Annotated in this window: 10 protein-coding genes; 2 read left to right on the plus strand and 8 right to left on the minus strand. The window is 49.0% G+C overall.

All coding sequences use genetic code 11. The features are described 5' to 3' along the window. Positions 1-2: 2 nt before the first annotated feature. The 5 genes from QFZ51_RS28540 to ribD form a co-directional block, all read right to left on the minus strand. Positions 3-4,334: a DUF6531 domain-containing protein gene (locus tag QFZ51_RS28540; protein ID WP_429050809.1), complete on the minus strand. Its 4,332-nt coding sequence runs from the start codon at positions 4,332-4,334 to the stop codon at positions 3-5. A gap of 35 nt (positions 4,335-4,369) precedes the next feature. Further along, positions 4,370-5,740: a hypothetical protein gene (locus QFZ51_RS28545; RefSeq protein ID WP_429050810.1), complete on the minus strand. Its 1,371-nt coding sequence runs from the start codon at positions 5,738-5,740 to the stop codon at positions 4,370-4,372. Positions 5,741-5,756: 16 nt separating this feature from the next. After that, positions 5,757-7,565 carry a type VI secretion system Vgr family protein gene (locus QFZ51_RS28550; RefSeq protein ID WP_370908388.1) on the minus strand — a complete coding sequence of 603 codons (1,809 nt, stop codon included), beginning with the start codon at positions 7,563-7,565 and terminating at the stop codon, positions 5,757-5,759. A 289-nt stretch (positions 7,566-7,854) separates the two neighbouring features. Further along, on the minus strand, positions 7,855-8,457 hold the full coding sequence (locus QFZ51_RS28555) for an IMPACT family protein (protein ID WP_370908389.1): 603 nt from the start codon (positions 8,455-8,457) through the stop codon (positions 7,855-7,857). 20 nt (positions 8,458-8,477) lie between these two features. Next, positions 8,478-9,527, minus strand: a complete 1,050-nt coding sequence (gene ribD / locus QFZ51_RS28560; protein ID WP_429050811.1) for a bifunctional diaminohydroxyphosphoribosylaminopyrimidine deaminase/5-amino-6-(5-phosphoribosylamino)uracil reductase RibD — start codon at positions 9,525-9,527, stop codon at positions 8,478-8,480. 108 nt (positions 9,528-9,635) lie between these two features. Between ribD and prmC the strand changes: the two genes are divergently transcribed. Next, positions 9,636-10,490 (plus strand): peptide chain release factor N(5)-glutamine methyltransferase, encoded by an 855-nt coding sequence (prmC, locus tag QFZ51_RS28565; RefSeq protein WP_429050812.1) that lies wholly within the window; start codon positions 9,636-9,638, stop codon positions 10,488-10,490. 57 nt (positions 10,491-10,547) lie between these two features. Here prmC and QFZ51_RS28570 read toward each other — a convergent pair whose 3' ends face one another. The 3 genes from QFZ51_RS28570 to pepT form a co-directional block, all read right to left on the minus strand. Then, positions 10,548-10,943 carry an ExbD/TolR family protein gene (locus tag QFZ51_RS28570; protein ID WP_079470398.1) on the minus strand — a complete coding sequence of 132 codons (396 nt, stop codon included), beginning with the start codon at positions 10,941-10,943 and terminating at the stop codon, positions 10,548-10,550. Positions 10,944-10,953: 10 nt separating this feature from the next. Next, positions 10,954-11,670: a MotA/TolQ/ExbB proton channel family protein gene (locus tag QFZ51_RS28575; protein ID WP_079470399.1), complete on the minus strand. Its 717-nt coding sequence runs from the start codon at positions 11,668-11,670 to the stop codon at positions 10,954-10,956. A gap of 86 nt (positions 11,671-11,756) precedes the next feature. Continuing rightward, positions 11,757-13,004 (minus strand): peptidase T, encoded by a 1,248-nt coding sequence (pepT, locus tag QFZ51_RS28580; RefSeq protein ID WP_429050813.1) that lies wholly within the window; start codon positions 13,002-13,004, stop codon positions 11,757-11,759. Between the two features lie 194 nt (positions 13,005-13,198). Between pepT and metE the strand changes: the two genes are divergently transcribed. Further along, entirely contained in the window at positions 13,199-15,490 is a 2,292-nt protein-coding gene (gene metE / locus QFZ51_RS28585; protein ID WP_429050814.1) for a 5-methyltetrahydropteroyltriglutamate--homocysteine S-methyltransferase, read from the plus strand. Positions 15,491-15,505 lie beyond the last annotated feature (15 nt).

Consider the following 15,505-nt stretch of genomic DNA (forward strand, 5'->3'; position numbering starts at 1 on the left):
TTTTAGTGGTGACCAGGGTATGTTTTACCATGTGTACGCGTTATGCCGGCATCATCCATTTTCTTCAGTAAAGCCTTCATTTCTGTCGCTACACCTGGATCATGATCAAAATGCCAGTGCGGATCTGCTCTTCCGGCAACTTTGTTGGCAATATCTTTATCTATCTGTTTATCCATCCTGGCTAAAGATTCTTTTGATCTCGGGCCTTTGGAGAAGTTATCAGATTTGAACTCAATATCCTTGCCGTCATAATATTTATCATAATTACGACCGCTGATAGACCGTCCCTTATTACCTGTTCCAAATATCTCATCGGCACGTTTATCATGCCATTGTTTGGCCCAGTTGAGCCAGCCCCTGCCTGATCCCGCTCCTGCACCACCAGCCAATCCATACACATCTACCCAGCTATTCGGATCATGCACGTAGCTGTAAAACTTCATACCTCCCAGCAATCCAATTGGATCCTGGGAAATATACATGCCGCTTCCGGAGTCGTAATACCGGAACCTGTTATAACTTAACCCTGTTTCGGCGTCTTCATATTGTCCCTGATAAAGATAATTACAAAATGTTTTATCACCATGCAGGCGTCTCACTTTTCCGTAGCAATCAAGTTCGCGCTCCCAAACTTTATTTCCTGATGTATCAAATGCGTGCACCGGCGTACCAAGGTGATCTGCAACAATACTGTAAGATCCTGCTGCGGTGAGCTTCGCGCAGGGTACCAGGGAACTTTCTTCAAATACCCAGGTTACCAGGTTGTCTACCGGCTCCTGTTCAATCTGCAATGCCCCATCGGCTACTGCTTCCAGGTGTGGTGGATAATCACCTGTATACTGCCATTCATGCAATGGCACATTGCCATCCCATAACCAGCGGGTTACCTCCTGCTTCCGTTTATTTACCTTCGCAATACGCCTTCCCAGCGGATCATAACTGAATACAATTTCTCCTCCCGCCGGTGTGATCACTTTCCACAGCCATCCGTTTGCTTTCCACTCATATACCCAGCCGGTACGGCTTCCCTTCAACACTATTTTGTTTGCTTTGGCCCATACCTGCTTATCTTCCGCTACCTGGTGGTTGTGACGGAATTCCTTGCAGATAAGATTTCCTTCTCCATCATAGTAATAGAAGTAATCCGGGCATTCCAGTAAGCGTCCGCCTTTGCCATACACGCGATCTGTTCGTGCTGGTGTTCTGAAAAGATGCCCCAGCTTATCGGGTATGCGATAAACGGTGTCGACCGCGTTACCGTTTGATTGACCGTAGGTGGCACTTACCAGGTTATCAAATTCATCGTAGGAAAACTGCGCCTGCGCACCATTCAGTTCATTCACCATCCGCCGCAGCTTTGTATTTCTTCCCCATTCATAACGAATGCGGCTCTGTTCTGCCTTATGTACCCCGATAGATTGCCTCACCACCTTTCCCTGCTTATCACGCTGTGTTTGCACGGTTACTCCACCGGATAACATCCGCAATACTTCCAATCCACTTTCATTATGTTTCCACTGCGCCTGCCAGGAATTATCGGTTCCATCAGTTGCCTGCATTCCATCTACATATCCTGCGGCATGGTGTTCCAGGTGAATAGCCGCGCCCAACGTACTTCCTACAAAAACCGGTTCTCCCCATTCATTATATTCGCGGGTTACTGCGTAAGCGCCTTGTATTTCACCGATAGTGTGGCCATACGCATCGCGTTGAATGGTAACTGCGCCGTCTTCATTGAAGGCGCCTGTCAGCTGCCCGTCTTTGTTATATCCATATGCCGTTACGCTGCCGTCACTGTACTCCTCCCGCACCAGTAAACCGGTACCATCATATTCGCAGGCAGTCCAGCGATTGTCTGGCCGGAATATCTTTTTCACACGGCCTGCGGCATCCCGCTCGTAGTGGTAATGCACGCCATCGAAGCCCCATTCATTAATGATATTCCCGTTTGCATCCGGCTCCTGCCGGTACAGCTCTCCTCCTTCATTGGCAATACTGCGTAACTGCAACTCCTTGTCATAATTAAACCGGACATTTACGCCATGCTGACTTCTTCCCGTTAACACGCCCAGTGGTCCATAAGTAAAACTTACTTCCCGATGGCCGTCTCCTGCCTTTATCATGTTGTCAGCGGCGTCGTAGCTAAACAGATGAATACTGCCATCGGCTTCTTCCACGCGAATAACATTACCGGCAACATCATACTCATATGCGTACCAGTAACCCGTTTCAGTGGTTTCTTTTATCAACTGCCCCAATTCATCATACTTCCAGTGGCGCTGTGCATTTTCAGGTGACGTAATTTTGCTGAGGTTATGTTGCTCATCATATTCCAGCTCAAAGGTGCGGCCATTTTTATAGGTTACATGGGTAAGATAAGGGCCTGTATACCTGTATTTCGTTACCACTCCCTCCATGTTCTTTTTCCTCACTATCAGCCCTTCGTCGTTGAACATCCATTCCATTCGTTTGCCACCGGGCGTTTTAAGCCCTGTTAAGCGCTGCTCTTCATCAAAATAAAACAAGGTGGATTCCCCGTTACCATTGGTTTCTTTCACTTTATTTCCAAAGGCGTCGTATTCGTATTTCTCAGTGTTGCCGGTAGGATCTACCACTACTTCCAGTTCGTCATACCTGTTGTAATGCTGCAGGGTAACGCCGCCATTGCCATCAATGAATTTATAAATAAGCTGACGTTCGTCGTAATAGTAAGTTGTCGTGTGCCCAAGACCGTTAGTAACAATGGTTTTCCCTTTTTCATATCGTGCATGGTATTCCAGTACGCCTTCGTCTCCCCACGTATGCACACAGCGTGCATCATCTCCCTTACCTTCATATTCCCAGTAAAAATTCATTCCGCTCTGGTTCGTTAGCCGCACCAATAAGTGTCCTTTATAAAAAAAGTATTTGCTGACATCCCGCGCATTGGTAGTGCTGCTAAGATTACCGCCTTCATCAAAGGAATAACGTACCAGGTGAATAACTTCTGCTCCTTTGTGGGTGTAAATATCTTCAATGCGGCCATAGTCATCGGTGGTTACCTGTAACAGCCGGTTGCTGCTATCCACGATCCGTTGCAGATAGCCTTGCCCGTTATACCGGAACTGGATATGGAACCCGGCGGGGTTGCGGATTTCAGATAACATACAACTGCCATCGGGCCCGGGCCGGGCGCTGAAGCGATATTGAAGTTGTTCTTTATCTTCCAGGTAATAGCCACTGCTGTCACGGCGCCACCATAACTGCTCTCCCCTGTTGAAATAGCTGCTGTTTGGCGGTATTGCCGGCATCACGGTTTCGCGGCCGTCTGCCAGGCGGATGCTGAAGTAACCGTTACGCAGGTCATACAGGCTGAGATTGTAGCTATGGTGCCAGTTGTACCCTAATGGCCCTGGCACTTCTGCGTCGCTGTAATACGTGCGTTCCCATACCAGTGGGATAGGTCCGGGCAATTCAAAATCTATATTGTTGGAAACCACCCTGCCGGTTACGGCATCCACTGGTTCTCCAAATCTTTTACATTTAAAGTCCTGCAGCATACCAGCCAGTTTGGGAAACCGGCTTTCCATTTTATTGACGGTTTTCTGCAAAACCGCGCCTGCTGCTTTGGACATTCCTTTCAGGCCCAGCTTAAACATCAGCTGAAACAGGTCGATGGTCGGCGGACCGCCTACCAATACCGGTTTTCCGGAGGATGTCATGATCAGCAACATGGACGTGGGCGCCATCAGCGCCATAGCCGTACTTTTTTTATTCAGCCTTGGCGGCGAAGGAAGTCCTACCAGGTTACACGACAATGCCGGATGGAACTGCGTAGAAAAAGGGCCGCCATCTGCCAGCACGGTAGAACTACCCATCCACATTTCAGAAGCTGCTTTGGGCTTCACGATCGGGAAGGGCAAGTGTGCAATGATGGCGGGTAAATGCAGGATAGGTGTACCTGCATTGGCTACCCATTGGTTATGAACTTTTACCGAAGGGCTGAGCGCATGTACCAGCATTTGTGCGGTGGCAGCCAGCGAGAATGGTTCCGGTGCGGGTTCTTTCCCTTCCTCCACTGGCGGAGGAGGTGGCGGTGGTGGCACTACACTGGCAATAGCAGCCATAATAGCGCCTATGATATCGAACACCATACCGATGTGCGGCACCGGCAATAACGGCGAAGGAGGAAATACGGAATCGTGAAAGTCGATGCCTATGCCGAGGTCAAAATATTTTGCAGCGGGCATTCCCGGGAAAGCAGGTAGGATACTGGCCATTCCTTTCTGGATATGGTCCAGTGAGTTTTTCTTTTCTGCAAATAATGCCCCAAAGCCTTTGTTTTCTACAGCCATGATATGATTACTTTACTCCCTCTTGGGATAGGATCTTAGTTAAACTCAAACAAGGTTGATTTACGTCTTACAGTGGCTTTATCCATACCATCTGCCTGTAACAATGTATGCCAGTCGTCGCCCAATAATTCCTGTAAGTTGCTTTCCAGTATTGCCAGATCTTCCGGCCCGCGGATCTTTTCACAGAGGTGTACAGCCATTGCTGCGGCATGCAGGAAAGTGGATTGTCTTCTTACTTCCCGTTCCAGGTAACTGCCGCCGGTCATTGACAGCAACAGGTTTTCAAAAGCCGTATTCATTTGCCCGAGTTCATAATACAGGTGACCGCAAAGCCGGTATCCTTCCATGATCATAAAAGCATCGCCTTTATTCACAGCCTCCAGCGCCAGCGCTTCATAGAGTGCAATGGCCTGTTTTCTTTTCTTCTTACCGGCCAGTATGGCGGCGCGGATCATCACACAGGATTTCCAGGTGGGATACCCTGCGGGATCATTCCTGTCCATCAGCCGCCTCGACAACCGGATGGCTTTATCGGCGTAGCCTGCGCTCTTATCGGATTCACGCGCCATGAAATAAGCCTGTGCGGCTATCATCATACCAGCTACTTCATGAGGCTCGCCCCCCATTTTTTTGCTCAGTGAAAGCAGCACCGATATTTCCTGGTCGAGCGTGGGTGAATCGGGTTGTGTGGTACAATCCATCACTTTACGGATCTGTTTACGGAAACGTGCATCTACACTGATGGTGTCGGAATTGCCACCGCCTTTATCCATTTCATGGTTAATAGCGGCCACCATTTGCAGTGATGGCTGTAATATCTTTACCTGGTGGGCAAATGTTCTCGGTATGGTTATACGGGAATTAGCCGCTATATCTATCGTAACAAGCCGGATACCGTCCGGCAGTCCTTTTTTCAGTACATCAGCATACCAGGCGCCTGCATCGGGCTGCTCGGGTCTTAAGGGAGGAAAATAAATACAGCACCCGGTTTCTTCCAGTCCGTGCACACAGCCCATAAAACGCCGCAGTTCTTTCCAGATGCTTTGTACTGTTGGTGCGAGGTGGCGGTCGGGCTGATAATCTGTTTTCAGCAGCCCGTCTTTTTTCAGTGCACTGTAAACATCATATTCTTCGCGGGGTACGGGCTCAAACCATTCCAGGAATTCATTCCACAGCGACTGTTCATATGCCTCGTGATCTTCCTGGTAAGGGGAATCGAATCTGAAAAATATCTCTTTAAAAACACCAATGGCGGTACGTTCGGTTTCCAGGAATTTATCGATAATTTCCACATCCGCATACTGTATCAGCCAGATAGCCAGTTTCCATTGGTGATCACGGTCGGCGGCAGCCCATGTTTCCCTTACTTTATAAAACTCCTGCCCGATAGTTGGTGAGGTTGTCATAAGTGAGCTTTAAGGATCAGGAATTTATTTTCACCAGCCCGCCGGAAACTACTACGTCGCCATGCCCGGTCACGGTAACATCTTTTGTACCATTTACCGAAACGGAGGCGCCGGTAACGTTGGCATTTTTGCTTCCGGACGCCAGCAGGTCTTTCGATAACAAGGTGAGTGACTCTCCTCCTTTCACGATAGCGTCTTTACTGTTTACGGTTACCGTTTCGGTGCCTTCCAGGTAGATTCCTTTCTTGGCTGTGATAGAGCCCTGCTCGGAGGCTGCGATGCTGAATTTCTCTGAGGTTATTTCAACTTCTTTGGAAGATATGGACATTTTTGTTTTGGAGAAGAGGGACATTTTATCTGTGCCATCAATGAAGATGGTGTTACCGGCTTTATCTGAAACGGTAACGCTGCCATCGGCATCATTCAGCAAAATGGAGATGCCGGTGCGGGTACGGATGGCTTTCATGTCGTTGTTGGCAGTACCAAATCCCGACTTACCTTCCCCGTTATAAGTGGTTCCCAGCACGAAGGGAAGTTCGGGGTTCCCTCCTTCAAAATCCACTACCACTTCTTCCCCTTTTTCCGGTACCATGTACATGCCTTTGCTGCCACCAGCGTGCGGGCCAACCACCCTCATCCAGGGGGTCATGCCTTGTTGCTGCCATTTGAAACGGGCCCTTACCCTTCCCAGGTCCTTCGGATCATGATTGTCTACTACAATGGCGCTCTGCGCCTCACAGAAAGGCATATTTTCCAGGTTCACCGGCGGAGCGGCCGCATCTGCAGGGATACCTTCAAACTCGTTGTAATAGTCGCCGTTGCCGGTTACGTGATGGGTGAGGCCCCAGATCATGAATTTCCCATGATCATCTTTTGCATATACGTTCTCCTGGATAGAGATATGATCTCCTACGCGGAGCGCAGTATGCCTGCTGCTGCCTTTCAGTTGCACCATAGCGGCCATACGTCCTTTTTTCTGCCGGGTTACCAGCGTATCCAGTTCTGCTTTGGCATTGCTGGTAAAGGCGTGGGTCATTTTATAGGTGGATGTATTGCTGTATAATTTTTCGCTTAGTCCCTGTACATGCGAGGTATAGTCATTGACTTTCCCGGCGGGCTGTGCCACCGTGGTATTTTCCACTACTTTATTGTTCCGGTAGTCAAATCCGTTCAACTGCTGATTGTTGGGTTGCACCTTCATTTCGAGGTCGAAGCTCATGAGGTCAACCAGGTGAACCAACGATACTTCGCGGGGTTGATATTTTCCAAAAACCAATTGTTGCCCGTTATAAAAAAACCATTCCCCGAACCGCTCGGAGAGCCGGTGGAGGAAGTCGAATGATGTTTCTTTGTATTGTACTATATACTTCAGCGGCGATGTGGTATTGGGGTCTACCATCGGGCGTGCCACATATGGGCCGCAGGCTTTCAGCGTTGTGTTTACAATAGCGCCCAGGTCCTGGTTTTCAAAGGTCTGTACATGCAGGTCGTTACTCAGCAGAATAGTGGGGCTGTATCCGCGGATCACGCAAAAGCCGTGGGTGCCGTCACTTTCTTTGCCCGAGCTCACAGACATCACAATACCATTGAAAATAAGCGGTTCATAGGTTTGTAATTGTTCAAAGGCCTGTATGGTAATGCTCACTTCTTTTCCCAGAAATGCTTTGGTAGCCGACACTATACCGGGGCCCAGTTCCTGCAGCCAGTCGTAGCCTATTTTTAGCTCAAAATGATGATGTCCCTGTAACTGTTGTTCCAGGCGCAGGGAATGAAATTGTTTAAACTGTTTGTCAGCAATAGATACGGTTGTTATGGTATGTAACATATACAGGGGGGGCTTTTAAATTAATATGGTCCTATATCTGATCTGAAAAAGCTGGATGGGTGCTGCTGTATAAGCAACTCTCATCTCAAAAAATACCTGAAAAACGGGTTAAGGAAATCCTAGTTAACAAAATTAAATTTAAGGAAATTTATATTACAACCCCCTCATTTTATGGAAATGGGGAAAATATTTTCAGGGTTATTTTTTGGGGGAAGATGATCCTGAAGTACGGATTCCTATCTACATGTTGTAACATCCGCCCGCTTACCAGGATCATCCATTCTTCTTATTAATTTTTTTGCGGTTGCACCTGCAATCCGTAAATATCTTTTAAGCGCAGCAGACAAAGTTCTTCACCTGATTTCGGAACGCCTATCACCATTTCGCAGAACAACTGAAGTTCCTGTGAGATAACGGTGCAGTTATTTTGCTTTACCACCATCATCACGTCGTTCATGATGGTATAGTCGAAGCTGAGGTGGTATTTTGCTTCTATGTTTTTCTGGATCACGGGGATCAGTTGCAGCACCATAGCGGCGCTCATCTTATAAGCGTTGATAAGCCCCGGTACACCGAGCAGGCTGCCGCCGAAATAACGCACTACTACAATGAGCACATCCGTAATCTGTTTACTGTCTATTTGCCCCAGGATGGGCTTGCCTGCTGAGCCGGAAGGCTCTCCATCGTCGCTGGCGCGGAACTGGAGCCCCGCGGTGCCAAGGCGGTAAGCATAACAGTGATGGGTGGCCTTTGGGTGTTCTTTTTTCACCTCTGCAAGGCATTCTTTTACTTCTTCCGGCGATTTAACAGGAAATGCGTATGCGAGAAATTTGCTGCCCCTGTCTTTGAACTCTGCGACTGCTGTTTTATCAATTGTAAAATAAACCTCCATCAAAATAATTTAATACGCGCTTAAAGCTGCGCGGGATGATAAAAATCGATACGATCGCCCGCTACCTGCAGGGTATGCATGAGCAATGCGTTGGTGAGTACCGGCGCTGCCAGTCCTTCCGGTAGTGTACCCGTACCGGTTATAACACGCGCCTCATCCCACAAACCGGCCGCAATGAATTGCTGCAGCACCGCCTGGCCGCCTTCCACCAGGATGCTCTGGATCTGCCGCCGGTGTAATTGCTGCATCAGTTGCGGCAACAGGGCGGTATTGAAATCCAGTGGCAGGGTTTCGGTAAGACCGTGGGTTTCCGCCAATGCGGCAGTGATAAAGATGGTAGGAATGCTGCCATCCCACACATGATGGGACCGCGGCACTTTCAGATCCCGGTCAATGATCAGGCGTACCGGGTCTTTACCGGTCCACAGCCGGTTGTTGAGCCGGGGGTTATCATTTATGGCAGTGCGGGTACCTGCCAGGATGCCCATTTCTTCGCTACGCCATTTATGCACCAGGCGGTCGCTGTATTGATTGGATATCCGCACGGGCGCCCCACCTGCGCCGGCGATCAGGCCATTGCTGGTTTGCGCCCACTTCAGTACAATATAAGGCCGTTGTTGTTCATGAAAAGTAAAAAAGCGGCGGTTGATTTGCCGGCAGGCTGCTTCCAGCACGCCTGTTTGCACCTGTACACCGGCTGTCTCCAGTTTTTCAATACCCTTTCCGGCTACTGCTGAAAAGGTATCCACGCAGCCAATCACCACCTGCCGGATGCCTTGTGATACGATAAGATCTGCGCAGGGCGGCGTTTTACCGTGATGCGCGCAGGGTTCCAGGCTTACATACATGGTAGCCAGCGGAATGAGCGAACGTTCTTCCGGGGCCACACTGTTCACACAGTTCACTTCCGCGTGGGCCTGCCCGTACTGCCGGTGATAGCCCTCCCCGATGATACGCCCCTGGTGTACCAGTACGGCGCCCACCATTGGATTAGGCGCCACCTGACCGGCTCCCATAGCAGCCAGTTCAAGGCAACGCTGCATATAAAATTCATTGAACGTGCTATTCATAATCACCGCGCGAAGTAATATTTTTGCAAAAGTATCGTTTTTAACGAATGGAAAATGCCGCTCCCCCAGGTTTGCACTTTTCCTGTCACATGCCTTAAACTGATTATATTGACTATACAAACGGCCTTTACCTATATTACAGGCGCCATCAGTGAACTATATGATGAGCGGGAAGCCGCCAACATCGCACATATCATAATGGAATATCTAACGGGTATGAGTAAACTGGACAGGATTGTCCACAAAACAAAAATCCTTTCCCCCGATCAGAAGCAACGTCTCCAGGCAGCCATAGAAGCGCTGCAACGCCATGAACCGGTACAATATATCACCGGCACCAGCTGGTTTTACGGCATGGAACTCATAGTTAATAAAAATGTACTTATTCCCCGCCCCGAAACAGAAGAACTGGTAGAATGGATGGTGCAGGATGCGGCACACCGCCACCGGCTTCACTTGCTGGACGTAGGCACCGGCAGCGGATGTATTCCGCTGGCACTGAAAAAATCACTGCCGGATGCGCAGGTATCTGCCATTGATGTAAGTGAAGGCGCGCTGGAAGTAGCGCGCAGCAATGCAGCACGCCAACGGCTGGAAGTAGAGTTCCTGCACCTTGATGCATTGAACCCTGAACAGATGGCCGGTTTACCGGAGTTTGACATGATTGTGAGCAATCCCCCGTATATCACGCAGAGTGAGCAAACCTCCATGCAACAGCTGGTTTGGGGCTTCGAGCCATCACTGGCCCTGTTTGTTCCCGATAATGATGCCCTGCTGTTTTATCGACATATCTCCGAAATGGCACATTCCAGGCTGGTTCCCGGCGGCGCCCTCTATTTTGAGATCAACGAGGCGCTGGGAAAAGAAGTAGTGGCACTGATGGAAAGTATCGGGTTTACCGCAGTAACGCTGAAACAGGATATGTTCGGGAAAGACAGGATGGTAAAAGGAAAGAAGGCATAAAATAAAAAAGACCTGGTGGTATCGCACCACCAGGTCTGCTATACATTAAAGGCATTATTACTTATGTGCGGTGGCCAATACTACTTTGGCTCCCATCTCCCTGGCCACTTCCATCACGCTCACTACATCTTCCACCGGTACAGATTTTTCCGCATTGATAACAATGGTGGGATCAATCTTTTCATTGCCGATAGAAGGCGCCAGCGCCTGTTTCAGGTGATCAAAGGTTACTTTATTGGTGCCTACAAAAAACTCGCGTTTATCGTTAATACTCACTACTACCGTTTGTTTCGACTTGGTATTGCTCTTTGCTTTCGGCAGCAGCAGTTTGATCACATTCGGATTAGCCAGGGTGGAAACAATAAGGAAGAACAACAACAGAATGAACAGGATGTCATTCAGTGCTGAGTTGTGCATTTCCACCTGTCTCTTATTTCGTCTGCGTAAATTCATGAGGGTGGTTTTAGCGGGTTGGTTCCTGCAAAATATCGATGAATTCAGCAGAAGCGCCTTCCATCTTGTTTACTACCTTGTCTATCTGGGCGTTCAGGTAACTGTAGCCGATAAAGGCCACGATACCGATAATTAAACCGGAGGCGGAAGTAATCATTTTTACATAGATACCGCCGGCAATGGTGCCCAGTGTGATATCAGAGGTGATGGAGATATTAAAAAAGGTTTGGATCATCCCTGCAATTGTACCGAGGAAGCCGAACATAGGGGCAATGCCTGCAATGATAGACAGGATCACCAGGTTCTTTTCCATCCGGTAAATTTCCAGCTTACCCACATTCTCCATGGATTTTTCAATATTCTCAATAGGCTTGCCTATGCGCTGAATCCCTTTCTCGATCATACGGGCGATTGGTCCGTAGGTATTTTTTGCCAGTGATCTGGCAGATTGCATGTTACCCGTGGTGATCTGATCACGGATCATGGGCATAAAGTTATCAGGCAACCGGCCGGCTTTACTGATGGTGATGGCCCTTTCCACGAATACATATACCGCTATCAGCGAAAGTATTCCCAGGGGGATCATCAGCACACCGCCTTTCATCAGCATATCTATCAGATGGATTTCCGGCGCCGGGGCTCCGGCAGCACCAGCTGCCAGGGCTGCTGAATCAGCCGGAAGAGACGATAAAGAATCCTGTAATAATGTAATAAAACCTAACAACATGAACTATATTTTAACGGGTGCATAAGTAGAACACTACTATAAACGGTTAAAGTAAAAAAATATTTGCGAATGTGCGTGGCAATATTTTACGCCTTCTCTTCCCAAACCTGTGCCAGATACACAATTGTTTGCACGGCTTTCTGCATATCCTGTATGCTCACGTATTCATGTTTGCTGTGAAGCGCCATTTCACCGGTAAAAATATTGGGGCACGGCAGGCCCATAAACGACAAGCGGGAACCGTCGGTACCACCGCGGATGCTCATTCTCAGGGGCTGCACACCTGCACGGCGAATGGCTTCTGCCGCATTGGCCGTTACCTCGGGGTGATTTACCAGCACCTCTTTCATATTGCGGTATTGCTCTGTTACTTTCAGCGTAGCCTTTGCGCCATGGTGCTTTGCCAGCACCTTATCCATGATCCGGCGCAGGAAAGTTTCATGTGCTTCAAGGTGGTCAGTTTCAAAATCACGTATAATAAAATCGATCTCCGTTTTTTCCACAGTGCCCTGTATGCGAACCGGGTGAATAAAGCCCTCCCGGTCGTCGGTGGTTTCAGGGGAAAGACCGTCTTTCGGTAACGCATCTACGATTTCACCGGCTATTTTGATCGCGCTTACCAGTTTATCTTTTGCAGCACCCGGGTGGGCGCTGATGCCATACACTGTGATCCTGGCGCCGTCAGCCGAAAAGTTTTCATCTTCCAGGGAGCCCAGTTCACCGCCGTCCATGGTATAACCAAAATCTGCGGCCAGCTTCCTCATATCCACTTTTTCCACACCGCGGCCCACTTCCTCATCCGGCGTAAACAGGATGCGGATAGCGCCATGCTTCACTTCCGGATGCGTCATCAGGAAGTTGGCGGCATCCATGATTTCGGCCACGCCGGCCTTATCGTCTGCTCCCAGGAGCGTGGTGCCACTGGCAGTAATAATATCGTCGCCTTTTTTGCTGGCCAGGTAAGGATGTTCTTTTGCACTGATCACCACTGTTTCATCGTCGGGCAACACAATATCGCCCCCATTGTACTGGCGATGCACAATTGGCTTCACGCCGGTGCCGCTGCTGTCTGAAGAAGTATCCACATGTGAACAAAAGCAGATCACCGGCACTTTTTTGTCGGTGTTGGCCGGAATGGTGGCGTATACATAACCATGTTCGTCCAGTGCTGCATCGGTAATACCCATTTCCTGTAATTCCTTTACCAGCAACCGGGAAAGATCCTTCTGTTTTTCCGTGGTAGGAAAAGTGTTGCTCATCGGGTCCGACTGTGTATCTATCTGTGCGTAACGCATGAAGCGTTTATCTACTGTATATGAGTAATTTGTAAACATATTGCAAACGTAAGGAAAATCATCTTCACACTCCTGCCGTAGATTATTCTGTTTTACCATCTCTCACAATATCATCAACAGTAAATTATTCTTCAAAATGCTACTTTTTTAAGACAAAAAACCAAAATTATCCGAAATGATCGGACAAAGATCTAATAATGATAGGTTTGTATAGAATAAAATACATCCTATATATGCTAACCAACATTCCAGGCTACCCGAGAATAGGTAGCCAGCGGGAACTGAAAAAAGCCTGCGAAAATTACTGGGCCGGAAAAATTTCACTGGAACGTCTTGAGCTAACGTCAAGGCAGCTACGAAAAGAAAACTGGAGCGGGTTACAGGAAGCCGGTGTTGACCTGATCCCTTCCAATGATTTCTCCTGGTACGACCAGGTACTGGATATGTGCATGACCCTGGGCGTAATTCCTTCGCGTTTCAAAGCATTGCAGCAAACATTTGCCAATCCCGGTTGCCCCGAGCTGTATTTCGCTATGGCAAGGGGTTACCAGAAAAATAACTTCGATATCACCGCCCTGGAAATGACCAAATGGTTTGATACCAATTACCATTACCTGGTACCTGAATTTGAATCCGCTCAGCAATATACCCTTCACCAGCCCAAGTGTGTGGAAGAATTCAAAGAAGCGCTTAGTCATGGTATCACCACCAAACCCGTACTCATCGGGCCTGTTACTTTTCTCTTATGCGGAAAAATTAAGGGAGATGACCTTACGCACACCCGGCTGCTGGAAAAACTGCTGCCCGTTTATATCGAATTGCTAAGATCCCTTCAACAGGCGGGCGCTACATGGATCCAGCTGGATGAGCCTTTCCTGGTGACCGACCTGGACCCCGCCACCAGAGACCTTTACCAGGCCGCATATACTGCTATCAGCCAGGCATTACCTGCGCTCAAAATACTGCTCACCACCTATTTTGGGGCGCTGGAAGACAATACCACCCTGGCTTTGCAGCTGCCGGTGCAGGCGGTGCATATCGACCTGGTAAGGGCTCCGGAGCAGCTGGACGCCGTACTGGCGGCCCTGCCTGCAGATAAAATGTTGTCACTCGGTGTAGTGGACGGACGCAATATCTGGAAAAATGATTACGCCGCTTCCGTTACGCTGATTGAAAAAGCAATACAACAAATCGGTGAAGACCGGGTACTGCTGGGAACTTCCTGCTCCCTCCTGCATGTTCCCTATAACCTGGAAGATGAAACCGCATTAGACCCGGAAATAAAACAATGGATGGCTTTTGCCAAACAGAAAGTAGCCGAGGTAATAGCGCTGAAACACATTATAGCCAGCGATACTTCCCTGCTTGTGGATAATGAAGCGGTGATGAACAGCCGCAAAACTTCCTCCCGGATACACCGGCCGGAAGTGAAAGCCAGGCTGGAAAGTATTACCACAGCGGATACACAGCGGCACAGCATCTTCCCGCACCGCCAGAAATTACAGCAATCGGTATTACAACTTCCCCTGTTCCCCACCACTACGATCGGCTCTTTCCCGCAAACCACGGAAATAAGGCAACTCCGTGCCGATCTTAAAAAAGGGATCATCACACCGGAAACTTATAACGCCGATATCCGCCATGCCATTACGGAAACCATTTACCGCCAGGAAAGCCTCGGACTGGATGTGCTGGTGCATGGCGAGTTTGAGCGGAATGATATGGTGGAATATTTTGGCGAGCAGCTGGACGGATTTGTATTTACCCAAAACGGCTGGGTACAGAGTTACGGAACGCGGTGTGTAAAACCACCGGTCATTTTTGGGGATGTACAACGGCCGGAACCCATGACCGTTGCCTGGAGCCGTTTTGCGCAGTCGCTGACCAATAAGCCGGTGAAAGGTATGTTGACCGGCCCCGTCACCATTCTGCAATGGTCGTTTGTAAGAAATGACCAGCCCCGCATGCAAACCGTTATGCAGATTGCACTCGCTATCCGTGATGAAGTGAAAGACCTGGAAGACGCCGGCATTACGATTATACAGGTAGATGAACCAGCCCTGCGCGAGGGCCTGCCGCTGCGTAAAGCACAGCGCGCCGCCTACCTGGAACAGGCTGTGAAAGCTTTCCGCCTGGCCGTAAGCACGGTGGATGATTCCACGCAGATCCACACGCATATGTGCTATGCGGAATTCAATGATATTATTGAGCACATCGCCGCAATGGATGCCGATGTAATTACCATTGAAACATCGCGCTCACAGATGGAGCTGCTTGAAGCATTTGCAGGATTTAAATATCCGAATGAAACAGGTCCGGGTGTATACGATATCCACTCGCCAAGAGTACCGGCGGTGGCGGAGATAGAGGCATTATTGCACAAGGCGGCCGCATTACTGCCGCTGCGCAATATATGGGTAAACCCCGACTGCGGATTGAAAACGCGGAAGTGGCCGGAAACAGAGATGGCGTTGCGTAATATGGTGACTGCTGCAAAGAATGTGCGGCAGGCGGTGAGCAATTAGCGCCGGTGGCTTTGG

It is taken from the genome of Chitinophaga sp. W3I9, from assembly GCF_050434025.1.
Lineage (GTDB): Bacteria > Bacteroidota > Bacteroidia > Chitinophagales > Chitinophagaceae > Chitinophaga.